Annotated in this window: 19 protein-coding genes and 1 other RNA gene; 11 read left to right on the top strand and 9 right to left on the bottom strand. The window is 67.0% G+C overall.

Annotated features, from left to right (window positions below; all coding sequences use genetic code 11):
• Positions 1-155: 155 nt before the first annotated feature.
• Complete coding sequence (locus tag F3J14_RS09740) at positions 156-755, bottom strand: DUF2059 domain-containing protein (RefSeq protein ID WP_006750759.1); 600 nt, start codon at positions 753-755, stop codon at positions 156-158.
• Positions 756-838: 83 nt separating this feature from the next.
• Positions 839-3,442: a DNA gyrase subunit A gene (gyrA, locus tag F3J14_RS09735; RefSeq protein ID WP_166722798.1), complete on the bottom strand. Its 2,604-nt coding sequence runs from the start codon at positions 3,440-3,442 to the stop codon at positions 839-841.
• A 537-nt stretch (positions 3,443-3,979) separates the two neighbouring features.
• On the opposite strand from gyrA, the gene ompA reads away from it, so the two are divergent.
• The 4 genes from ompA to ssrA all read left to right on the top strand — a co-directional run bounded on the left by ompA (position 3,980) and on the right by ssrA (position 6,618).
• A complete protein-coding gene (ompA, locus tag F3J14_RS09730) occupies positions 3,980-4,648 on the top strand; it encodes an outer membrane protein OmpA (protein WP_006400736.1) in 669 nt (222 codons plus the stop codon).
• Positions 4,649-4,802: 154 nt separating this feature from the next.
• Complete coding sequence (gene ubiG / locus F3J14_RS09725) at positions 4,803-5,501, top strand: bifunctional 2-polyprenyl-6-hydroxyphenol methylase/3-demethylubiquinol 3-O-methyltransferase UbiG (RefSeq protein WP_166722797.1); 699 nt, start codon at positions 4,803-4,805, stop codon at positions 5,499-5,501.
• Between the two features lie 13 nt (positions 5,502-5,514).
• Positions 5,515-6,231, top strand: coding sequence for a phosphoglycolate phosphatase (gene gph, locus F3J14_RS09720; RefSeq protein ID WP_166722796.1), 717 nt, complete (start codon positions 5,515-5,517; stop codon positions 6,229-6,231).
• Positions 6,232-6,248: 17 nt separating this feature from the next.
• Positions 6,249-6,618, top strand: a transfer-messenger RNA (tmRNA) gene (gene ssrA / locus F3J14_RS09715).
• 237 nt (positions 6,619-6,855) lie between these two features.
• Here ssrA and F3J14_RS09710 read toward each other — a convergent pair.
• The 3 genes from F3J14_RS09710 to F3J14_RS09700 form a co-directional block, all read right to left on the bottom strand.
• Positions 6,856-7,209, bottom strand: coding sequence for a DUF4148 domain-containing protein (locus F3J14_RS09710; protein ID WP_166722795.1), 354 nt, complete (start codon positions 7,207-7,209; stop codon positions 6,856-6,858).
• Between the two features lie 321 nt (positions 7,210-7,530).
• Positions 7,531-7,800 carry a hypothetical protein gene (locus tag F3J14_RS09705; RefSeq protein WP_166722794.1) on the bottom strand — a complete coding sequence of 90 codons (270 nt, stop codon included), beginning with the start codon at positions 7,798-7,800 and terminating at the stop codon, positions 7,531-7,533.
• A 100-nt stretch (positions 7,801-7,900) separates the two neighbouring features.
• Entirely contained in the window at positions 7,901-9,007 is a 1,107-nt protein-coding gene (locus tag F3J14_RS09700) for a substrate-binding domain-containing protein (RefSeq protein ID WP_166722793.1), read from the bottom strand.
• 131 nt (positions 9,008-9,138) lie between these two features.
• On the opposite strand from F3J14_RS09700, the gene F3J14_RS09695 reads away from it, so the two are divergent.
• From F3J14_RS09695 to F3J14_RS09680, 4 genes are read left to right on the top strand one after another with little or no spacing between them, the layout of a single operon-like run.
• Positions 9,139-9,639: an NAD(P)H-dependent oxidoreductase subunit E gene (locus F3J14_RS09695; protein WP_166722792.1), complete on the top strand. Its 501-nt coding sequence runs from the start codon at positions 9,139-9,141 to the stop codon at positions 9,637-9,639.
• A complete protein-coding gene (locus F3J14_RS09690; protein WP_166722791.1) occupies positions 9,636-11,213 on the top strand; it encodes a formate dehydrogenase beta subunit in 1,578 nt (525 codons plus the stop codon). Before F3J14_RS09695 ends, F3J14_RS09690 begins: the two co-directional genes overlap by 4 nt.
• 17 nt (positions 11,214-11,230) lie before the next feature.
• The gene (fdhF, locus tag F3J14_RS09685; RefSeq protein WP_166722790.1) at positions 11,231-14,182 is read left to right on the top strand and encodes a formate dehydrogenase subunit alpha; all 2,952 of its coding nucleotides are present in this window, start codon (positions 11,231-11,233) and stop codon (positions 14,180-14,182) included.
• Positions 14,183-14,189: 7 nt separating this feature from the next.
• The gene (locus F3J14_RS09680) at positions 14,190-14,441 is read left to right on the top strand and encodes a formate dehydrogenase subunit delta (RefSeq protein WP_166722789.1); all 252 of its coding nucleotides are present in this window, start codon (positions 14,190-14,192) and stop codon (positions 14,439-14,441) included.
• Between the two features lie 8 nt (positions 14,442-14,449).
• Here the strand turns inward: F3J14_RS09680 and F3J14_RS09675 are convergent, their stop codons facing one another.
• Positions 14,450-16,102, bottom strand: coding sequence for an FAD-dependent monooxygenase (locus tag F3J14_RS09675; RefSeq protein WP_166722788.1), 1,653 nt, complete (start codon positions 16,100-16,102; stop codon positions 14,450-14,452).
• 58 nt (positions 16,103-16,160) lie between these two features.
• Between F3J14_RS09675 and F3J14_RS09670 the strand changes: the two genes are divergently transcribed.
• Entirely contained in the window at positions 16,161-18,071 is a 1,911-nt protein-coding gene (locus F3J14_RS09670; RefSeq protein WP_166722787.1) for a tetratricopeptide repeat protein, read from the top strand.
• Positions 18,072-18,147: 76 nt separating this feature from the next.
• Here F3J14_RS09670 and F3J14_RS09665 read toward each other — a convergent pair whose 3' ends face one another.
• The 3 genes from F3J14_RS09665 to F3J14_RS09655 all read right to left on the bottom strand — a co-directional run bounded on the left by F3J14_RS09665 (position 18,148) and on the right by F3J14_RS09655 (position 21,917).
• Positions 18,148-19,443 carry an MFS transporter gene (locus F3J14_RS09665; RefSeq protein ID WP_166722786.1) on the bottom strand — a complete coding sequence of 432 codons (1,296 nt, stop codon included), beginning with the start codon at positions 19,441-19,443 and terminating at the stop codon, positions 18,148-18,150.
• Positions 19,444-19,899: 456 nt separating this feature from the next.
• Entirely contained in the window at positions 19,900-20,604 is a 705-nt protein-coding gene (locus F3J14_RS09660) for a DUF2968 domain-containing protein (RefSeq protein ID WP_166722785.1), read from the bottom strand.
• A gap of 113 nt (positions 20,605-20,717) precedes the next feature.
• Positions 20,718-21,917: a type 1 glutamine amidotransferase gene (locus F3J14_RS09655; RefSeq protein WP_166722784.1), complete on the bottom strand. Its 1,200-nt coding sequence runs from the start codon at positions 21,915-21,917 to the stop codon at positions 20,718-20,720.
• 280 nt (positions 21,918-22,197) lie between these two features.
• On the opposite strand from F3J14_RS09655, the gene F3J14_RS09650 reads away from it, so the two are divergent.
• Positions 22,198-22,878 (top strand): GntR family transcriptional regulator, encoded by a 681-nt coding sequence (locus tag F3J14_RS09650; RefSeq protein ID WP_166722783.1) that lies wholly within the window; start codon positions 22,198-22,200, stop codon positions 22,876-22,878.
• A gap of 7 nt (positions 22,879-22,885) precedes the next feature.
• Positions 22,886-23,205 (top strand): amidase family protein (locus F3J14_RS09645; RefSeq protein WP_247682180.1); only part of this gene is annotated, 320 nt, incomplete at its 3' end.

Genomic DNA, 23,205 nt, shown 5'->3' with positions numbered 1-23,205 from the left:
AACCTCGGGAGGGACGCGACCGGCTTGCCGCCGGCAGAAAGAACCGCGCCAGAAAAGGAATGGCCGCTTGCGCTCACGCGCAAACGGCCATTATCGCACTGTCATCAGGCTCCCGCCAAACCCGCCCGAATGGCCGGGCGGCGTGCCCGGACGGCTTACTTGCCCGGCTTGACTGCCGCGACTTCCTTGTCAGCCTGCGCGCGCGTCGCCTGTATCGCTTGCGGCATGTACTTCTGCATCAGGCCGTTGACCACGTCGCGACCAACCTGATCCTGAACCTGGATGAACTTGCGGCCCGTCGGGCTCTTGTAGAACGTCGTCAGATCCTTGATCTCCGACGTGCTGTAGTACTTCGCGTAGGCGTCGTACTGAGCCGACATCGCGTCGCTCTGGAACTGCTGCGTGCCGAACACCTTGCCCGCGCCGTCAACCAGCTTCGGCACCGCGTTCTTCTGCAGCGACGGCACGGCGGCCTGCTTCTGCTTGTCGTTCAGCGACTTGTTTTCCGACAGCGCGTCCGACAGGATCGCCGGCACGAGCTGCTTTGCCTGCATTTCGGCGCTGTTGCCGATAGCCGACACGAGCTTCGGCGCGTCGATCGCGTCGAGCAGATCCTTGATCGCAGCCTTCTTGTCGGCGTCGATCGGCGCAGCTGCCGCGGTCGCAGCCGGTGCGGAATTCGACAGCGCTTGCGCCATCGCGAACGTCGGCACCAGTGCAGCCAGCAGAACCAGTTGCTTGAATTGCTTTTGCATCATCACTCCCTTTTGGAAATATGAATGGTTGCTCGCCGACCGCGGCGCGTGGCGCCAGCGGCGGCTCGAGTCTCATCCGTTATTCAGGCTTCGCCGTCCGACGCCTCGTCGGCCTCGCCATCGCCCTCTTCGGCTTCCGCGACCTGCTGCAGGCCGGAGAGCTTGGTACCCTCATCGAGACTGATGAGTGTAACACCTTGCGTAGCACGCCCCATCTCGCGTATCTCGGAAACGCGGGTACGAATCAACACGCCAGCGGTCGTGATCAGCATGATCTGATCCTCGGCGTCGACGAGCGTCGCGGCCACGACCTTGCCGTTGCGCTCGGACGTCTGGATCGCGATCATCCCCTTCGTGCCGCGGCCGTGACGCGTGTACTCGGCGATGGGCGTGCGCTTGCCGTAGCCGTTCTCGGTCGCGGTGAGCACGGTCTGCTCTTCGCTGCCGGCGACCAGCAGCGCGATGACTTGCTGCCCGTCCTCGAGCTGCATGCCGCGCACGCCGCGCGCCTCGCGCCCCATCGGGCGCACGTCGTTCTCGTCGAAGCGCACGGCCTTGCCGGAGTCGGAGAACAGCATCACATCGTGCGCGCCGTCGGTGATCGACGCGCCGATCAGGTAGTCGCCCTCGTCGAGGCCGACCGCGATGATGCCCTTCTTCATCGGGCGGCTGAATGCCTCGAGCGGCGTCTTCTTCACGGTGCCGAGCGACGTCGCCATGAACACGAACTTGTCGGCCGAGAACTCCTTGACCGGCAGCACGACGTTGATCTTCTCGCCATCCTGCAGCGGGAACATGTTGACGATCGGGCGGCCGCGCGAGTTGCGCGAGCCCTGCGGCACTTCATAGACCTTGACCCAGTACACGCGGCCGCGGTTCGAGAAGCACAGGATGTAATCGTGCGTGTTCGCGATGAACAGCGTCTCGATCCAGTCGTCTTCCTTCATCTGTGTCGCCTGCTTGCCGCGACCGCCGCGCTTCTGCGCGCGATACTCGGACAGCGGCTGCGACTTCACGTAGCCCGCGTGCGACATCGTGACGACCATGTCCTGCGGCGTGATCAGGTCTTCCGTATTCAGTTCGGTCGCGTTCAGCTCGATCCGCGAGCGGCGTGCGTCGCCGAACTCGGCCTTCACCGACGTCAGCTCGTCGCCGATCATCGTCGTGATCCGCTCGGGGCGCGCGAGGATGTCCAGCAGGTCGGCGATCTGTGCCATCACTTCGCGGTACTCGCCGATGATCTTGTCCTGCTCGAGACCGGTCAGGCGTTGCAGACGCATCTGCAGGATTTCCTGCGCCTGCGTGTCGGACAGACGGTACAGCCCGTCGGTCTGCATCCCGAACGCGGGGTTCAGGCCCTCCGGACGATACGCGGAGCGGCCGCCCGCCGACGCGTTCTCGGTCTCGGCGCGCATGAGCATCTCGCGCACGAGCGACGAATCCCACGGCTTCGCCATCAGTTCCTGCTTCGCGATCGGCGGCGTCGGCGCGGCCTTGATGATCGCGATGAACTCGTCGATGTTCGCGAGCGCGACCGCGAGACCCTCGAGCACGTGGCCGCGTTCGCGGGCCTTGCGCAGTTCGTAGATCGTGCGGCGCGTCAGCACTTCGCGTCGGTGCGACAGGAAGCACTGCAGGATTTCCTTCAGGTTCAGCAGCTTCGGCTGGCCGTCGACCAGCGCGACCATGTTCATGCCGAACGTGTCCTGCAGCTGCGTCGCCTTGTACAGGTTGTTCAGCACGACTTCCGGCACTTCGCCGCGCTTGAGCTCGATCACGACGCGCATGCCGCTCTTGTCGGACTCGTCGCGGATGTCGGAGATGCCCTCGAGCTTCTTCTCGTTGACGAGCTCGGCGATCCGCTCGAGCAGCGAGCGCTTGTTCACCTGGTACGGCAACTCGTCGACGATGATCGCCATCCGCTGGCCGCGGTCGATCTCCTCGAAGTGCGTGGTGGCACGCATCACGACGCGGCCGCGGCCGGTGCGATAGCCGTCGCGCACGCCGGCGACGCCATAGATGATGCCGGCCGTCGGGAAGTCCGGGGCCGGGATGATCTCGATCAGCTCGTCGATCGTCGCTTCGGAGTTATTCAGCAGATGCTGACAAGCGTCGACGACTTCGTTCAGGTTGTGCGGCGGGATGTTGGTCGCCATGCCGACCGCGATGCCCGACGAGCCGTTGATCAGCAGGTTCGGAATGCGTGACGGCAGGACCGCCGGCTGCATCTCGTTGCCGTCGTAGTTCGGCTCGAAGTCGACCGTTTCCTTGTCGATGTCGGCGAGCAGCTCGTGACCGATCTTCGCCATGCGAATTTCGGTGTAACGCATCGCCGCGGCATTGTCGCCGTCGATCGAGCCGAAGTTGCCCTGCCCGTCGATCAGCATGTAGCGCAGCGAGAAGTCCTGCGCCATCCGCACGATCGTGTCGTACACCGCGGTATCGCCGTGCGGGTGATATTTACCGATCACGTCACCGACGATACGCGCCGATTTCTTGTACGCGCGGTTCCAGTCGTTGTTCAGTTCGTGCATCGCGAACAGTACGCGCCGGTGCACGGGCTTCAGGCCATCGCGGACATCCGGAAGGGCACGTCCGACGATCACGCTCATCGCGTAATCGAGATACGAACGGCGCATTTCCTCCTCAAGGGAGGTGGGCAGGGTCTCTTTGGCGAATTGATCCATGTATCCGTATCGTTTCGGAGCGAAGACGGCGACCGCCTTTCGCGTGGGCGCTGCATGCGCAACGCAACGCGAGATTCTAACATGCGCCCATCAGCCGCCAGTTCGCCACCCCCTCTATATGTAAACAGCAAGAAACGTCGCCATGGGCGAGCCGCCCTGTGCCAACCCTGATCGCGCCCCTTCACTGCGCCGCGGGGTCGCACGAATCGGCGTCACGCACGCGAGTAAACATATGCAGCCTTTCGCGCAATTTCGCCGACACGCTCTTGACAATCTCTAAAAGTTACGGCAGGTCGGTGTTGCGCATGCACCACAAACGTTGAGGCGATCTTAGGGTGGGGAGGATTTTTTTTCGTAGGAAGGGAACGATATGGCAAAATGCCAACGCACTGAAAGTTAGACGCTGCTCGAAGTCTACACAGAGCGGTGCCACGTTTTTTGTGCCGCACCAATGTTATACTTCGAGCAATGTATGACTTGTCACCGTCAACAGGCTCGCAGTAAACCTGCGGTAATCTCAATTTCGAGAGGAGAAATATGAATAAACTTTCAAAGCTCGCGTTCATTGCAGCTACCGCAGTTATGGCTGCATCCGCTTCGGCACAGTCGGTGCCGGCGTCGCGTCAAGCCGTCAACGACAACTGGGTGAACGGCACGGGCGAATGGGTGTGGATGAACGGCACGAACGAGCTCTGCTGGCGTGACGCGTTCTGGACGCCGGCCACCGCCAACGCAAAGTGCGATGGCGCACTGGTCGCCCAGGCACCGCAGCCGCCGGTCGCTCCGGTTGCTCCGGCCATCACGAGCCAGAAGATCACGTACCAAGCCGACGCACTGTTCGACTTCGACAAGGCAACGCTCAAGCCGCTGGGCAAGCAAAAGCTGGACGAACTGGCTTCGAAGATCCAGGGCATGAACACGGAAGTGGTCGTCGCAACGGGCTACACGGACCGCATCGGTTCGGACAAGTACAACGACCGTCTGTCGCTGCGCCGTGCGCAAGCAGTCAAGTCGTACCTGGTCAGCAAGGGTGTCCCGGCCAACAAGATCTACACGGAAGGCAAGGGCAAGCGCAACCCGGTCACGACGGGCTGCAACCAGAAGAACCGCAAGCAACTGATCGCCTGCCTCGCACCGGATCGCCGCGTGGAAGTGGAAGTGGTCGGTACGCAAGAAGTCCAGAAGACGACCGTTCCGGCGCAGTAAGCCACGGTTTTCGACTGCTTCAAAGCCCCGCTCCGGCGGGGCTTTTTCGTTGACGCCCGTCCACGCGCTCGTCGCCTCGCCGCTCGCCCGCATCTTATATACTCGGGGCTGACGCACCGTTGCACCGCCCTCCTCCCGTAGCCCGTTTGCCGACATGACCAACGCCGATCCGCACGAACTCCAGAAATTCAGCGACCTCGCCCATCGGTGGTGGGATCCGAATGCCGAATTCAAGCCCTTGCACGAGCTGAACCCGGTCCGGCTCGGCTGGATCGATGCGCACGCGCACCTGGCCGGCAAGCGCGCGCTCGATATCGGTTGCGGCGGCGGCATCCTGTCCGAATCGATGGCCGGGCTCGGCGCGCAGGTCAAAGGCATCGACCTGTCGACCGAGGCGCTCGGCGTCGCGGATCTGCACAGTCTCGAGAGCGGCGTCACGGTCGACTACGAGGCGATCGCCGCCGAAGCGATCGCCGAACGCGAGCCGGGCACCTACGACGTCGTCACGTGCATGGAGATGCTCGAGCACGTGCCGTCGCCGGCCGGCATCGTCTCTGCGTGCGCAACGCTCGTCAAACCGGGCGGCTGGGTGTTCTTCTCGACGCTGAACCGCAACCTGAAGTCGTACCTGTTCGCGGTGATCGGTGCGGAATACATCGCACGAATGCTGCCAAAGGGCACCCACGACTACGCGCGCTTCATCCGCCCGTCGGAACTGGCGAGCTTCGTGCGCGGGACCGATCTGCACATCGTGGAGATCAAGGGCATTACCTATCACCCGATCGGCAAGCGCTTCGCGCTGTCGAACGACACCGACATCAACTATCTCGTCGCGTGCCGCCGCGGCGCGTGACCTTCCGACCGGCATGACGACTCCCCTTTCGACCGAGCGGGCCGCGCTCGACGAGCCGCGCCTGCTGCACTGCGATGCGGTGCTGTTCGACCTCGATGGCACGCTCGCCGATACGGCGCCCGATCTCGCCGCCGCCGTCAACAAGATGCAGCGCGTGCGCGGCCTTCCAGAAACATCGCTCGACGTGCTGCGCCCGCTGGCATCGGCCGGTGCGCGCGGCCTGCTCGGCGGCGCGTTCGGCATCGACCCGCAATCGCCCGGCTACGAAGCGATGCGCGACGAGTTCCTGACCAATTACGCGACGGACATCTGCGTGCATACGACGCTGTTCCCCGGCATCGGCGACGTGCTCGACGAACTCGATGCACGCGGCGTGCGCTGGGGCATCGTCACGAACAAGGCGATGCGCCTCACCGCACCGCTCGCCGACCTGCTCGGCCTGGCGGCGCGCGCGGCCTGCATCGTCGGGGGCGACACAACGCCGCACTCGAAACCGCATCCGGCCCCGCTGCTGCATGCGGCCGAACAAATGACGCTCGCGCCGGAGCGCATCGTCTATGTCGGCGACGATCTTCGCGACATCCAGGCCGGCAGCGCAGCAGGCATGGCGACGGTCGCGGCCGCCTATGGTTATTGCGGCGACGGCGCCGCGCCGGCCGACTGGCAGGCGCAGCATCTCGTCGGCTCGACGCAGGAACTACGCGAACTGCTGCGCGATGTTGGGCTATAATGATTGATCTGATCCGCGGGGGCGACCTGGTTTCGACAGGGGTTGTGAAGCGGCTAGGGCATGTCGAGGACCCGTCACCTCGTTAATCAATGGGAAAATCGTAACTGCAAACGACGATACGTTCGCACTGGCAGCCTAACGGCCGCCGTCCTCTGCCTAGTTCACTGACGGGCTAGTGTCGCAAGACCGGTAGCAATACCGCCAGAGGTCATTTACGTCAGTTAAGCCCTGTCGGCGTCGCGACGCCAGGGTCGAAAATTTAGCGAATCGCCGTAGTGCAGCGTGTTCGTCCGCGTCGCTGCGGTTAAATCAAATGACTGAACTAAACATGTAGAACTAGTCGTGGAGCGCTTCTGGACGCGGGTTCGATTCCCGCCGCCTCCACCAAATTCCGCGCTTGACGCACAAACCCCGCACGACGCAAGTCTGCGGGGTTTTTTGTTGCCGGCGAAACCGTACGTCCCGTGCCTTTTCGAAAAAGCGCCCAGCCCCGGACGGGCCGGGCGGAATGCCGCCGGTATGCCGGCGGCAGGAGGTAACGGATGTTCGGTACAGCCAGGCACCGCGACGGGGGCGCGACGGGTGGTTCCGCCGGCCGCGCAACGTCACCGGGCGATGCGCCGCTTAGCTGCCGCGATACAGCGACTTCATTTCTTCGGCACTGGCCGGGCGCACGCCGATCGCACGCGAGCCCGATGCCGATGCGCCCTGCACTTGTGCGCCATAGCCGCTGGCATCGGCGCCTTGCGCCTGGGCGAATGCGCTGCGCTGCTGCTCGGCGACGCGCGCAGTGGCTGCCTGGATGGCTTCCGGATAGTGCGGATCTTCGCCGCGGGCGGTGTTGTAACCGGCCTGCTGGAGCTGAACCAGTTCGGCGCGGACCTGTGCGCGGGTGAGTGCCGAGCCGGGTTGCGCGAACGACACGACCGGGGCGACGAGAGCAGCAGCAACGACAACGGCTTGAACGAGCGACTTCATGATGACCTACCTCCAGATTTGTCTGATTTCGCGGTGAACACCCCGTTCATCGCTGACAAACCGAAGTTTATGTAGGCGCGTGCTTAAGAATAAGGCGGGTTTCCGGAACACATCCTTCCTGAATTCAGGGTTAACCCTAAATCCATGAATTCGACATGCGGCCGATCCGGCGCCGGGCGCTCGGGCCGAACCACAACGTGCCGCAAAAAACACAGCCCCGCGAAGCAGCAAGCTTCGCGGGGCCCGGAGATAACCGCGCAACCCCGTGCGGTTATCGGCAACGCGCTCGCGGCGGCAGCGATGCCGCGCGCCGGCGCGGGCTTACTGGGTGTCCAGCGGGCACTTCAGGTTGCAACCGTTCGGATCACCCATATCGCCCTTGCGGCGCAACGCCGACTTCTTGCCGTTCTGGTATTTCTGCGACGGCGCTGACGCCGCGAACGGCATCTGCGGATGCTCGGCCAGGCGGAACTGTTCGCTCAGGATCCCGCCGGGCACACCCGGGGAATTCTGCGCAAACGCAAACGGCGAAACAGCGACCAGAAGTCCCGCGGTCAACGCTGCCGCGGAAAGGGGAACGGAAAATTTCATGGCGGGATGACGCCTGAACGGCGTGCTTGTTGGAACGTTGATCAAGCGGCAAGCGTAGCGCAAATCCCCCACTGCTGCAGCGCGCTTCACACGCTTCCCGTTACCGTGCGTTGCCGTCCGGCCCACCGGCCTCGGCCGTGCCGGCGAGCCCCGCCGCGATGCCGGTCAGCGTCCCGCACGCGGCCGGATCGTAGCCGTCGAGATGCGCGACGCGCTCGACGAAGCGCGCATCGCGCAGCAAGGCGAGCACGCCGGCGAGCGGGTGCGAGTCGAGCCGCGCGCGTTCGCACGCAAAGTAATAGTCCTCGTCGACGACCGGGATGAAATCGAGCCCGAAATGATGGGCGGCCGGCTCGACGCCGAAGCCGAGATCGGCCATCCCGCTCGCGACGAACGCGGCGATCGCCGAGTGCGTGAGTTCGGCGGACGCATAGCCGTCGATACGCTCGGGATCGATGCCGATCGCGCGCAGCGCGAGATCGAGCAGCATGCGCGTGCCCGACCCCGGCTGCCGGTTGACGAAGCGGATGTCGTTGCGCGCGAGATCGGCGAGCCCGCGGACCTGCTTCGGGTTGCCGCGCGGCACGAACAGCCCCTGCTGGCGACGCGTCAGATGAATCAGCACGTGACGCGTGTCGTCGAGCCATGGCCGGTAGATCTGCGCGCACTGCTCGCGGAACGCGCCGCGCGGCAGATGGAACCCGGCCAGCTCGCATTCGCCGCGCGCGAGCGCCTGCACGGCCTCGACACTCTCGCGATACTTGATGTCGACGGCTGCCTGCGCATCGACGAGCGCGGAAACGAGTGCCGCGACCGCGTAGCCGTGCGATGCATGGATGCGCACGGCGCCGTCGCGTTGCGCGAGCCGCCGGTTCAGGTCGCTCGCCACCTCGGCCGCCAGCGCGCGCAGGTTCCCGTCGAGACGGCTACGCGCGAGGCGCTGCGCGTCGACGACCGCCCGCCCCAGCTCCGACAGCGTCGATCCCTTGCCGCGCGCGGTTTCGATCAGCTCGCCGCCGACGCACGACTCCAGCGCCCGCAGCATGCCCCACGCATGCCGATACGACAGCCCCTTCGCCTGCGCGGCCTGCGCGATGCTGCCCGTATCGGCCACGAGTTCGAGCAAAGGCGCGACGTCCGACAGGCTCGCGGTGCGGCCCTCCGTGTCGCGTACGGTCAGATACGCGTCGCATTCGATTCGAATCAATTATGCACTCCGATTTCCTATTGCGACTGCGAAATCTTCCGCTTATCGTTGGGCAAAATCAATCAGTACGAAGTCCTGCTGCGCACTATATGCATTCCCAGCGCATATGAGACTTTGGAGGAGCACAAACGATGTCCCCGAATTCCCCTGCGCCCGACGTGCTCGTCGAGCGCCATGCGCGCGCCGGCCGCTCGCTCGTCGCGATCCTGCACGCGATCCAGGACGACGCCGGCTACGTGCCGGCCGGCTGCGTTGCGCCGCTCGCGAAGGCGCTGAACCTGTCGCGCGCGGAAGTGCACGGCGTGCTCACCTACTATCACCACTTCCGCACCGCGCCGCCCGCGCGCGTGACCATCCAGATGTGCCGCGCCGAGGCGTGCCGCAGCATGGGCTGCGAAACACTGGCCGCGCACGCAGAAGCGCGCACGGGTTGCCGGTTCGACGCCGCGCACGGCGACGGCGCCGATGCGCACGCGCCGGGCGACGTCGCGCTCGAATCGGTCTACTGCCTCGGGCTGTGCGCACAATCGCCATCGATGACGGTCAACGGCGTGCTGCACGCGAAGGTCACGCCCGAGAAGTTCGACGCGCTGCTCGCCGACGCGGCCGCCCACATCCCGGAGGCCGCATGACGACCCGCATCTACGTTCCGCGCGATTCGTCCGCACTGGCGCTCGGCGCCGACGCCCTTGCCGCCGCGATCGTCGCGGAAGCCGAGCGGCGCGGCGTCGCGATCGAACTGGTCCGCAACGGTTCGCGCGGATTGCTGTGGCTCGAGCCGCTCGTCGAGATCGGCACGGCCGCCGGGCGCGTCGGCTACGCGAACCTGTCGGCCGCCGACGTGCCCGCCCTGTTCGACGCGAACTGGCTCGACGGCGGCACGCATCCGAGCGGCGTCGGCCTCGTCGATGCCCTGCCCTATCTCGCGCGCCAGCAGCGCCTCACGTTCGCGCGCATCGGCCTGACCGATCCGCTGTCGATCGACGACTACCTGAAGCACGACGGCCTCACCGGCCTGAAGAACGCACTCGCGCTCGACGGCGACGCCGCGTGCGAAACGCTGATCGAATCGGGACTGCGCGGCCGCGGCGGCGCTGCCTTCCCGGCCGGCGTCAAGTGGCGCACGGTCCGGCAGGCGAGCGCGACGCAGAAGTACATCGTCTGCAACGCGGACGAAGGCGATTCGGGCACGTTCTCCGATCGCCTGATCATGGAAAGCGATCCGTACTGCCTGATCGAAGGGATGATCATCGCGGGCATCACGACGGGCGCGACGCTCGGCTACATCTACGTGCGCAGCGAATATCCGCACGCGATCGCGGCACTCGAAACCGCGATCGTGCGCGCCCGTGAAGCCGGCTGGCTCGGAGAACGCGTGCTCGGCACCGCGCATGCGTTCGACCTGCACGTCGCGAAGGGCGCCGGTTCGTACGTGTGCGGCGAGGAAACGGCGCTGCTCGAATCGCTCGAAGGCAAGCGCGGCGTCGTGCGCGCGAAGCCGCCGCTGCCTGCGCTCGCCGGCCTGTTCGGCCAGCCGACCGTGATCAACAACGTGATCACGCTCGCGACCGCGCCGGTGATCTTCGCGCGCGGCGCCGCGTTCTATCGCGACTACGGGATGGGCCGCTCGCGCGGCACGCTGCCGTTCCAGCTCGCGGGCAACATCCGCCACGGCGGCCTCGTCGAGCTCGCGTTCGGCGTCACGCTGCGCGAGCTGCTGTTCGACTACGGCGGCGGCACGGCGAGCGGCCGGCCCGCGCGCGCCGCCCAGGTCGGCGGCCCGCTCGGCACCTATCTACCCGAACACCAGTGGGACGTGCCGCTCGACTACGAGGCCTATACGGCCATCGGCGCAGTCGTCGGCCACGGCGGCATCGTGCTGCACGACGACACGTCGAATCTCGCGGCGCTCGCCGAATACGCGATGAAGTTCTGCGCGATCGAATCGTGCGGCAAATGCACGCCGTGCCGGATCGGATCGACGCGCGGCGTCGAGACGATCGCACGCATTCGCGAAGGCGATACGTCGGAGCGACAGGTCACGCTGCTGCGCGACCTGTGCGACACGATGCTCGCCGGCTCGCTGTGCGCGATGGGCGGGATGACACCGTACCCGGTGCTGTCCGCGCTCGATCATTTCCCCGAAGATTTCGGGCTCGCCGCCGGCAAGCAAGCCGCGTCGGGTCCGGTCAAGGCTGCGGCCTGACCCAGAAGGAGCCCTGCATGTCCCTCGACACGAACAACGTCCGCCAAGGCGGCTGCGGCTCAGGCCAATGCGCGTGCAAGAGCGCCGCACAGGCGCGCGCATTCGATCCGTTCGACGATACCGACTACGGTACGCCGCAACGGCATGCCGATACCGACGTCACGCTCGAAATCGACGGCCAGCCGGTGACGGTGCCGGCCGGCACGTCGGTGATGCGCGCCGCGATCGAAGCCGGCGTCAATGTGCCCAAGCTCTGCGCGACCGATTCGCTCGAACCGTTCGGCTCATGCCGTCTGTGCCTCGTCGAAATCGAAGGCCGGCGCGGCTATCCGGCATCGTGCACGACGCCCGCCGAAGCCGGGATGAAGGTGCGCACGCAGTCGGACCGGCTGCAGTCGCTGCGCCGCAACGTGATGGAGCTGTACATCTCCGACCACCCGCTCGACTGCCTCACCTGCCCGGCCAACGGCGACTGCGAGCTGCAAGACATGGCGGGCGTCGTCGGCTTGCGCGAAGTGCGCTACGGCTTCGACGGCGCGAATCACCTGCGCGAGCAGAAGGACGCATCGAATCCGTACTTCACGTACGATCCGTCGAAGTGCATCGTATGCAACCGCTGCGTGCGCGCGTGCGAGGAAACGCAAGGCACGTTCGCGCTGACGATCGCCGCGCGCGGCTTCGAATCGCGCGTCGCCGCCGGCGAAAGCGAATCGTTCATGGCATCGGAGTGCGTATCGTGCGGCGCGTGCGTCGCCGCCTGCCCGACCGCCACGCTGCAGGAAAAATCCGTCGTCCGGCTCGGCCAGGCCGAGCACTCGGTTGTCACGACCTGCGCGTACTGCGGCGTCGGCTGCTCGTTCAAGGCCGAGATGAAGGGCACGCAGGTCGTGCGCATGACGCCGCACAAGAACGGCCTCGCGAACGAAGGCCACGCGTGCGTGAAGGGGCGCTTCGCGTGGGGCTACGCGACACACAAGGACCGCATCACGAAGCCGATGATCCGCGAGAAGATCACCGACCCGTGGCGCGAAGTCAGCTGGGAAGAGGCGCTCACCTACGCGGCGACGCAATTCCGCAAGCTGCAGCAGAAGTACGGACGCGATTCGATCGGCGGCATCACGTCGTCGCGCTGCACGAACGAGGAAACCTACCTCGTGCAGAAGCTCGTGCGCGCCGCCTTCGGCAACAACAACGTCGACACTTGTGCACGCGTGTGCCATTCGCCGACCGGCTATGGCCTGAAGGCGACGCTCGGCGAATCGGCCGGCACGCAGACCTTCGCGTCGGTCGACCACGCCGACGTGATCGTCGTAATGGGTGCGAACCCGACCGACGGCCACCCGGTGTTCGGCTCGCGCCTGAAGCGGCGCATCCGCGAAGGCGCGAAGCTGATCGTGATCGATCCGCGCCGCATCGACGTGGTCGACGGCCCGCACGTGAAGGCCGCGCACCACCTGCAACTGCGCCCCGGCACCAACGTCGCGATCGTCAACGCGCTCGCGCACGTGATCGTCACCGAAGGGCTCATCGCCGACGCGTTCGTCGCCGAGCGCTGCGAAGCGCGCGCATTCGAGCAATGGCGCGACTTCGTGTCGCGTGCCGAGAACTCGCCCGAAGCGACCGCCGATGTGACGGGCGTGCCGGCCGAGGTGGTACGCGAAGCCGCGCGCCTCTACGCGACTGGCGGCAACGCCGCGATCTACTACGGCCTCGGCGTGACCGAACACGCGCAAGGCTCGACGACGGTGATGGGCATCGCGAACCTCGCGATGGCGACCGGCAACATCGGCCGCGAAGGTGTCGGCGTCAATCCGCTGCGCGGCCAGAACAACGTGCAGGGCTCGTGCGACATGGGCTCGTTCCCGCATGAACTGCCCGGCTACCGCCACATCGGCGACGACCGCGTGCGCACGCTGTTCGAACAGGCATGGTCGGCCACGCTGCAACCGGAACCGGGGCTGCGCATCCCGAACATGTTCGACGCGGCGCTCGACGGCAGCTTCAAGGGGCTCTACTGCCAGGGCGAGGACATCGTCCAGTCGGATCCGAACACGCAGCACGTCGCCGCCGCGCTGTCGTCGATGGAATGCGTCGTCGTGCAGGACATCTTCCTGAACGAGACCGCGAAATACGCGCACGTGCTGCTGCCGGGCTCGACGTTCCTCGAGAAGGACGGCACGTTCACGAACGCGGAGCGCCGCATCTCGCGCGTGCGCAAGGTGATGCCGCCGCTCGCGGGCTACGCCGACTGGGAAGTGACGCTGCTGCTGTCGCAGGCGCTCGGCTACGACATGCACTACACGCATCCGTCGGAAATCATGGACGAGATCGCACGGCTCACGCCGACCTTCTCGGGCGTGTCGTACGCGAAGCTCGATGCGCTGGGCAGTATCCAGTGGCCGTGCAACGAACAGGCACCGGACGGCACGCCGACGATGCACATCGACGCGTTCGTGCGCGGCAAGGGCCGCTTCGTGATCACGCAGTTCATTCCGACGCCGGAAAAGGTCACGCAGCGCTATCCGCTGATTCTGACCACGGGCCGCATCCTGTCGCAATACAACGTCGGTGCGCAGACGCGCCGGACCGAGAACGTCCAGTGGCACGAAGAGGACCGCCTCGAGATCCACCCGCACGACGCGGAAGATCGCGGGATCCGGACCGGCGACTGGGTCGGCATCGAATCGCGGGCGGGCCAGACGGTGTTGCGTGCGCTCGTGTCCGATCGCATGCAGCCGGGTGTCGTGTATACGACGTTCCACTTCCCCGAATCGGGCGCGAACGTGATCACGACGGACAGCTCCGACTGGGCGACGAACTGCCCGGAATACAAGGTCACGGCCGTGCAGGTGATGCCGGTTGCGCAGCCGTCCGACTGGCAGCGTGCGTACGCGCGCTTCAACTCGGAGCAGCTCGACCTGCTCGAGCGCCGTGCAGCCGCGCCGGCCACCGTGACGACGGGCAAGTGAGGACGCGATGGACAAGGGACACCTGATCGACATGGCCAACCAGATCGGCGCTTTCTTCGAATCGATGCCCGATCGCGAAGAAGCGCTGACCGGAATCGCCGAGCATATCCGGCGCTTCTGGGAACCGCGGATGCGTCTTGCGTTGCTCGCCGCGCTCGACGACCCGTCGAGCGCAGCCGCACAACGCGCGGCGCCGATCGTGCTCGCCGCGATCGCCGCGCACCGCGCGTCGCTCGTCCCGGCCGCAGTCTCCGCCTGAGCGCCCCGCTACGCGGGCAGCGACATGCCCGCGAACCAGCTTTCGCAGTGGCGCAGCAGCGCGTTCGCGTCGGTGGCGGTACGGCCGCGCGACGCGATGTAACCATCGGGCCGCAGCAGGTAGAACGACGGCCGCGAGCGGCCGTATGCCTGCGCAAGCCCGTCCGCCCCGTCGCTTTCGGCATCGGCGACGCGCCACGTCCGCACGGCGCCCGGCATGATCCGCTCCAGCCCCTGCGCGAGCGCCCGCGCATCCGCGGGCATCGGCGGCACGTCGTTCGTATCGCCCGCGTCGGCGCCTGCCGGCTCCTCGAGCAGCAGCAGCGTGAAGCTCGCCGGGTCGTGCAGGTCGTATAGCCGCGCGGTTCCGGGTGCCCGTCCGAGCGGCCCGTCGACCACATGTACGAGCGCGTCCGGCGCACGCTCGCCTGCGCGCGGCCCGCCGTCGAGCACGCGCTCGAGCGTGAGCGGGCTTTTCCGGTATTGCACGCCCAACTCGCTGACAGTGCGCCGCACCGCGTCGCGCACCGGCCCGAACGTCGCCAGCAGCGGCACGACATGATCGCGCAGCAGCTTCATCGCGCCGTGATCGGCTTCGACGATCTGCGTGACGAGGCCGGTCTGCCGCAATACGTCACGTTCGATCGGATGGCGCTCCGCGTGATACGTGTCGAGCAGCCGCTCCGGCGTGCCCCCGCCAAGCACGCGCGCGAGCTTCCAGCCGAGATTGAACGCTTCCTGCATGCCCGTGTTCATGCCCTGCGCGCCTGCCGGGCTGTGAACGTGCGCGGCGTCGCCCGCGAAGAACACGCGCCCGTGACGCAGCCGGTCGACCATCCGGCTATGCAGGCGGAAATACGACGACCACGCGAGGTCGCTCGGCGCGATCGACGCACCGACGCGGGCGCGCACGATCGCCTCGCATTCCGCGAGCGACGGTGGCGGCGCATCGGGAGATGCACCGCCAGGCGGCCGGTCGGCGACGAGCCGGTAGCGGCCGCCGCCCATCGGGAACAGGCCCGCGATGCCGTCGGGCGTCGTGAACAGGTGGATCTCCTCTTCCGGCCAGTCGGGTATCGCCGAGAAATCGGCAAGCAGGAAGGTCTGCTCGAACGCTTGTCCGGCGAAGCCGAGGCCAAGCAGATGGCGCACCGTGCTGTGTGCGCCGTCGGCGGCGATCAGGTAGGACGGCGCGAACGATTGTTCACGCCCGTCGGCGTCGCGGATCGTCACGTCGAGCGAGGTCCCGCCCGCGTCGCACGCCGTGAGCGTGACGCCGCGTTCGACCGTCACGCCGAGGCCGGCCAGATGCTCCGCGAGCAGTTGCTCGGTGATGCTCTGGTCGAGAAACAGCAGGTACGGATAGCGCGTTTGCAGCGGATCGAAATCGAGCCGCGCGATCACGCGGCCGCCCGCATGCAGCGCGGCCGCGTGCGCACGATGCCCCAGCACGAGAAACGGTTCGACCGCGCGATGCTGCTCCAGCATTTCGAGGGTGCGCGCCTGGATGCCGATCGCACGCGAATACGGCGCGGGCGTGGTGAGCCGGTCGACGACGCGCACCGGCACGCGGGCACGCGCGAGACTCATCGCGGCGGCAAGGCCGGTCGGGCCTGCGCCGACGATCAGCACGGGCGGGATGTCGAGCAGTGTGTCAGCCATGAGCGCCTCGATGACACGCGATCCTGCAAGTCTACGCCGCTCCGCGTGACGGGGCCATATGCCGACCGGCCAATCTGGGGCAGCTGCGCGCAGTGTGGGAAAATACGCGCTTTCCGTCAGTTTTCGCGTCATGGATTCCGCATTCGACCGAGCGTATGCCGCGCACCGCGCGGGCCGCCTCGCCGAGGCCGAGCACGGCTATCGTGCCGCGCTCGGCACCAATCCCGCCGACGCCGACGCGCTGCATCTGTTCGGCGTGCTGCGGCATCAGCAGGGCCAGCATGCCGAGGCAGCCGATCTCGTCGGGCGTGCGGTCGAATTGCGCCCGGGCGACGCCGCGCTGCAGCTCAATCTCGGCAACGCGCTGAAGGCGCTCGGCCGGCTCGAGGAAGCGATCGAGCGGTTTCGCAACGCGCTGACGCTCGCGCCCGAATTTCCGCTGGCGCACTACAACCTCGGCAACGCGTATGCGGCGCTGCAGCGCCACCAAGATGCCGTCGACGCGTTCGGCCGCGCCCTTCGGCTCACGCCCGACGACGCATCGATCCACAACAATCTCGGCAACGCACTGAATGCGCTCGGCCGTCACGACGATGCGCTCGCCGCGTTCCATCGCGCACTCGAGCTGCGGCCCGGACATGCCGGCGCGCACAACAATCTCGCGATGGCACTGAACGCGATGGGCCGGGCTGACGATGCGATCGCGCACTTCCAGGCGGCGATCGCCGCGCAGCCGCGCTTCGTCGCCGCGCACTTCAATCTCGGCAACACGTTCGAGGCGCTCGGCCGTCACGGCGAAGCCGCGGCGGCGTTCGAAGCCGCGCTCGCGCTGCACCCGCCGTTCCCGCTCGCCCTGTTCGGGCTCGCGAACGCGCTGTGCGCGCTGGGGCGCCAGCGCGAAGCGCTGCCCTACTACGAACGCGCGGTCGGCCTCGATCCGTCGTTCAGTCTCGCGTGGCTGAACCTCGGCAACGCGCATCACGCACTCGGTGCGCACGAAATGGCGCTGCGCGCGTTCGATCAGGCGCTGCGCGTCGCGCCCGACCTGAAGCTCGCGCAACTGCACCGCGCCGTCACGCTGCTGACGCTGGGCGACTTCACACGCGGCCTGCCCGCGTACGAAACGCGCCACGACACGCCGGGCGCGACGCCGCTCGGCACGCTGCCGCGCTGGCACGGCGAGCCGATTGCGTCGCGCACGCTGCTGATCCGCGCTGAACAGGGCTTCGGCGACACGCTGCAGTTCATCCGCTTCGTGCCGCTGGCCCGTGCGCGCTGCGCGCGCGTCGTGCTCGAAGTGCAGCCGGAGCTCGTCGCGCTGCTCGCGCCGGTGGCGACGCGCTGGCGCGTGACGCTCGTCGCACAGGGCGCGGCGAAGCCGCCGGCGGCGGACGTCGCGTGCACGCTGATGAGCCTGCCTTTCCTGCTCGGTCTGCAGCCGTCCGACATCGTCGCGGGCAAGCGCTATCTCGATGCGCCGGACAGCGCGCGCCGACGCTTTCGCGGCTCGCTCGGCGGCCAGTCGAAGCGCAAGTTCGGCCTCGCGTGGTCGGGGCGCCGCCAGGCCCAGGAGAACCGCTCGATGCCGTTCGACGCGCTCGCGCCGCTGCTCGCGCTGCCGGACATCGACTGGGTCGTGCTGCAGCCCGCGCTCGACGAAGACGAACGGGCGCGCGTCGACGCGCATCCGCGCGTGCATCACCTCGACGGGCGGCTGAACGACTTCGCCGACACGGCCGCGCTGATCGAACGGCTCGACGGCGTCGTCACGATCGATACGGCCGTCGCGCATCTGGCGGGCGCGCTCGGCAAGCCGCTGTGGATCATGCTGCCGTTCGCGCCCGACTGGCGCTGGTTCACCGGCGACGACTGTCCGTGGTATCCGCACGCCCGGCTCGCCCGCCAGTCCGCACCGGGACAATGGCTCGACGTGGCGGCGACGGTCGCCGACGCGCTGCGCGCCGCCTGAATGCCCGAAGGCCGATAAGAAAAGGGAGCGCGGCGCGCTCCCTTTTTTCACCCGACGTGGCGCGGTGCAGGCGGCGTCAGGCCGCCTTGTACTGGTTGCGCGACTCGGGCGTGCGATACAGCACGAGCGTCGCGATCAGCCCGCAAAGCGCCGCGACGGTCAGCCACAGCCCCGGTGCCGCCTTGTTGCCGGTCTGGTGGATCAGCAACGTCGAGATCGCGGGCGTGAAGCCGCCGATCGTCGTCGCCAGGCTGTACGCGAGCGAGAAGCCAGCGGTGCGCACATCGGCCGGCATCACTTCGGTCAGCGCGACGACCATCGCGCCGTTGTAAGAGCCGTACAGGAACGACAGCCACAGCTCGACCGCCAGCAGTCGCAGGAACGACGGTTCGGCCACGAGCCACAACACGGCCGGATAGGCCGACAGCAGCGTGAGCACCGTGAACGCGATCAGCACCGGGCGGCGGCCGATGCGATCCGACAGCGCGCCGGACAGCGGCAGCCACACGAGGTTGGACAGGCCGACGCAGACGGTCACGACGAGTGCGTCGAGCGACGACAGGTGCAGCACTTCCTTGCCGAACGTCGGCGTGTATGCGGTGATCATGTAGAACGACACCGTCGTCATGATCACCATCCCCATGCCGGCGATCACGATGCCCCAGTTCTCGAGCATCGAACGCATGATCTCGCCCATCGTCGGACGGTGACGCTTCGCGAGGAACTCGTCGGTTTCCTTCAGCGAACGACGGATCAGGAACAGGAACGGTACGATCAGGCAGCCGATCAGGAACGGAATGCGCCAGCCCCACGCGGTCATGTCCTCGGCCGGCAGCATGCGGTTCAGCAGCACGCCGACAAACGCGGCGAACACGACCGCCACCTGCTGGCTCCCCGATTGCCACGACGTATAGAACCCTTTGTGGCCCTTCGTCGCGATCTCCGACAGATAGACCGACACGCCGCCCAGCTCGACGCCCGCCGAGAAGCCCTGCAGCAACCGGCCGAATAGCACGAGCGCCGGCGCGAGCACGCCGATCGTCGCGTAGCTCGGAACGCCGGCCACCGTCAGCGTGCCGAGTGCCATCAGCCCGAGCGTCAGGATCAGCCCCTTGCGGCGGCCGTGATGGTCGATGTACGCGCCGAGCACGATCGCGCCGACCGGGCGCATCAGGAAGCCTGCGCCGAACACCGACAGCGACAGCATCAACGACGCGAATGCGTTGCCGCTCGGAAAGTAGGTCTTCGCGATGGCCGACGCGTAATACCCGTAGACCATGAAGTCGTACATTTCCAGGAAGTTGCCGCTGACGACCCGGAACACGGTGCGAACTTTCGATTCCTGCGCGACGGCGTGTGTTGCTGTGGACATGTTGTTCTCTCGATTCGGATGGCGCGACATCGCGCCGTGTAGATCCGGCGATGCGTGTCGCACCGGCCGGCGCGCACGGACATCGCCGCCATCCAGCGGCACGTCGCGCGACGATGCGCACGCCGGCATGGCCCGCAAATGATGCCACGCGAAGCCAACGGTTGCCTTGGAGCGGGCCGGCAGTCGCGGTTGCCGTCGCCGCGTCCGGCCCGGAAGGGTCCTATGGATACTCTCGAAAGGCGCATCAAAGTCGGATTGATCCGATCGACCGATAGCCGTGGCACGCCCACGCACCGACGTACTTCAACCACGCGTCGCGACTGTCGCAACTGTCGCAGCGCCGCCCAACCGATCTGCTTCGCACGCTTCCCGGCCGACGGCCACCCAATAAAAAACCCGGCGAAGCAAGCTTTGCCGGGTTGCGTTCTTGCGTCGATCCAGCGGACCGACCTGTCGTCACTTGCGCATGGGCAACCCGGTGTCGGCTTGCCGCTCGAGTTGCCGCACCTGCTCCTGCAGATCGCGCAGTTGCGCCTGCGCGGCTCGCTTCTCGACCTGCAGCGCCTGCGTCTGCTCCTGCGCCGACTGCTGCCGCTGCGCGACCTCGGCCTGCTGACTGCGCGCGACGCTCAGATCCGCCTGCAGTTGCTGCGCGCGATTCGCCTGCAGCGCGATCACGCGTTCGAGGAACGTCTTCTGCGCCTGCAGTTCGGTGCGACGGATCTCGACGTCCGCGAGCTGCACCGTCTGCTGGACGAAGTTCGCGTACACCCTCTCCGCACGGTTCTTGTCCTGCGACTTGATCACGCGCCACAGATGCTTGTTCTGGAACAGCGCGACGTAATAGGTCATCTCGCGCTGATCGAACATCAGGCTCGCGCCGTAGCTGCCGTTGTAGGTGGTGCGCATCTCGACGATCCGCCCGTCGTGCAGCATCTGCGTGAGTTCGGCCACGTTGCCTTGCGCGGTGGCATCCGTCGCGGACGCGGGGGACGCGGGGGACACCGGCGTGGCATCGCCGCTCAGGCTCGTCACCGCGGGGCGCGTACCCGCGACGGGCGCGGTCGCATCGGCGGACCATGCTGCGCCCGCGTGCGCGCAGGCGGCCATCGCAACGATCCACGTTGCGCAGCGTGCGACGGAAAATTTTCGGAAGAACAACGTCAAACTCCGGCGAACGAATCGGGAGTCGCGATTATCGTTCAAAACGAAACGGCCGCATCTCGAATTGACGGGATGCGGCCGGCCTTCCTGCGACGCGATACAAGCGCCGGCTACAGGCGCGTTTCGCGTGCCGCGCGCAAGAATGCGTCGAGCAACGGCGTGCAGTCGAGCAGTTCGGAGCCGCCCGCGCGATGAAACTCGGGGTGCCATTGCACGCCGACGACGAACGGTGCGCGCCGGTAGCGGATGCCTTCGATGATCCCGTCGCCGGCCGACACGGCCTCGATGTTCAGATCGCGGCCGAGATCGCGGATCGCCTGATGGTGGATCGAGTTCACGATCGCTTCGCTGCGCCCGGGAAACATGCTCGCGAGCGTCGACGAGTCGGGGAAGCGGATCGCGTGGCGATGCTGGTCGTAATGCTCGCTCACGTGCGGATGCGCGGTCGGCACGTCGGTCGCGATGTCCTGGTACAGCGAGCCGCCGAATGCGACGTTGATCAGCTGGCAGCCGCGGCACACACCGAGCACCGGCTTGCCGGACTCGACGAACTCGTGAAACAGCTCGAGCTCGTACATGTCGCGCACGCGGTCGCCCGGCCATTCGGGGCGCGCATCCGATGCCGCGTAGGTTTGCGGCGACACGTCGGCGCCGCCTTGCAGCAGCAGGCCGTCGAGATGCTTCGCGTAGTCGCGCAGGCGGATGTTGCTCGGGTGCAGCATGCCCTGGTGACCGACGGTCGGAATCATGAACACGAGCACGTCGCGCGACATCACCCAGTGCGCGATCGATTCCTCGAGATACTGCAGCGTCTTGCCGCGCAACCCCTTCGCACCCGGCTCCGGATGGAAGATCCGCGCCGACACGCCGATGCGCAACGTGCGCTGTGTGATCCGCTGGCCGGCGCGATCGAACAGCCGGCGCGCACGCGCCGCGACGATGCGGCCGAACACCGACCATGGCGTGTCGCTGTTCTTCAGGTAAGCCGGCGGCGCATTCTGCGCGCTCGCGGGCGGCGGCCGCGGCGTGTCGAAATCGGGCTGCGCGCCAAAACCGGGCGGCGCGGCACCGGCTTTTGGCGGCGCGGCAGCGGGTTCAGCAGCGGCCGTCGTACCCGCTGCGCCCGGCTCGGACGCCGCCGTGACCGGCGATGCGCCGTCCGCCGCGACATCCTCGGCCGCGGCAGCCTGCGCGACGGAGGGCTGTGCGGCGGGCACCTCCGGCGCTTGTGCCGGATCGGAACGGTGGGAATGGGGAGACGCGGAAGGGGTGCCGGGCAGACCGGCCGGGGAAGGCGTGATTTCGCTCATGACGATGGTCTGGTGCGTCGCTCGCGCGTATTTGGATTGACGAAGATTCATTATGCTTCAGTGCACGATCCCGCGGTAAACCTGCAACATCCTGTCGATATTGTTGCAAGTCGTCGCATGCAGCGCCGGACACGCCAGCGTACCGTGGCTGGCGGCATCGAAGGTCGCCCCGGTGAACTGGACACCAGTGATATATCACAATAATATTCACGGATTGCCCACCTCACCCGATCGCCCGCGCCATGATCGTGCTCCGCCCGGCCACCGCGCCCCCACCCGCATGAACGCCCTGACCGACGCCCTGCCCGACCGGCGCGCCACCTCGGGGCTCAGCCTGGCCGAGCGCGCGTACGCGCTGATCCAGCGCGACATCATCACGATGCGCCTGAAGCCCGGTGCCGCGCTCAACGAAGCCGACCTCGTCGCACGCACCGGCATCGGCCGCACGCCCGTCCATCAGGCCGTGCACCGGCTGGTGCTCGAAGGGCTGCTGTCCGTGATACCGCGCAAGGGGCTGCTGGTGCAGCCGCTGTCGCTCGACGACATCGTCGCGGTGATCGACGTGCGGCGCGTCAACGAAGCGCACTGCGTCGAACTCGCCGCCCGCCATGCGACGCCCGACGATCTCGCCCGCATCGCCGCGCTGCTCGACGATGGGCAGTCGTGCGTCGACACGCACGACGTCGAGGGCATGATGGAACTCGACCGCGCGTTTCATCAGGCGATCGCCGCGGCGGCACGCAATACGGTGCTCGCGGAGATCCTGCGCGCGCTGCACGAACGCTCGCTGCGCTTCTGGTTCGTCACGCTGTCCGAACCGCACCACCTGTCCGACGTCCAGCGCGAACACCGCGAGCTGTTCGAGCGGCTGTCCGCGCGCGACGCCGCCGGCGCGCGCGCGGCCGTCGAACGCCATATCGATTCGTTTCGCGCCACCCTTGTCCAACATCTTCGCCCCTGAGCCGCCCATGACCACTTTCACGCCCTTCCCCCCGCTCGCCCGACTCGCCGCCGACCTCGCCGCCGGCCGGACCACGAGCCGCGCGCTCGTCGACGTCGCGCTCGAACGGATCGCCGATCCGTCGGGCCAGGGCGCGGCCGTCTTCACCGAAGTCGACACCGACAACGCGCGCGCGGCCGCCGACGCGCACGATCGCCTGCGTGCCGCCGGCACCGTGCTGTCGCCGCTCGCGGGCATCCCCGTGTCGGTGAAGGACTTGTTCGACGTCGCGGGCCAGGTGACGCGCGCTGGTTCGCGCGTGCTCGACGGCGCGCCGCCCGCGCAGGC

The organism is Burkholderia sp. Tr-862 (assembly GCF_011753085.1).
Classification (GTDB): Bacteria; Pseudomonadota; Gammaproteobacteria; order Burkholderiales; family Burkholderiaceae; genus Burkholderia; species Burkholderia ambifaria.
Note: the sequence above shows the minus strand (reverse complement) of the source record. Positions and strands in the feature narration are given on the sequence as shown.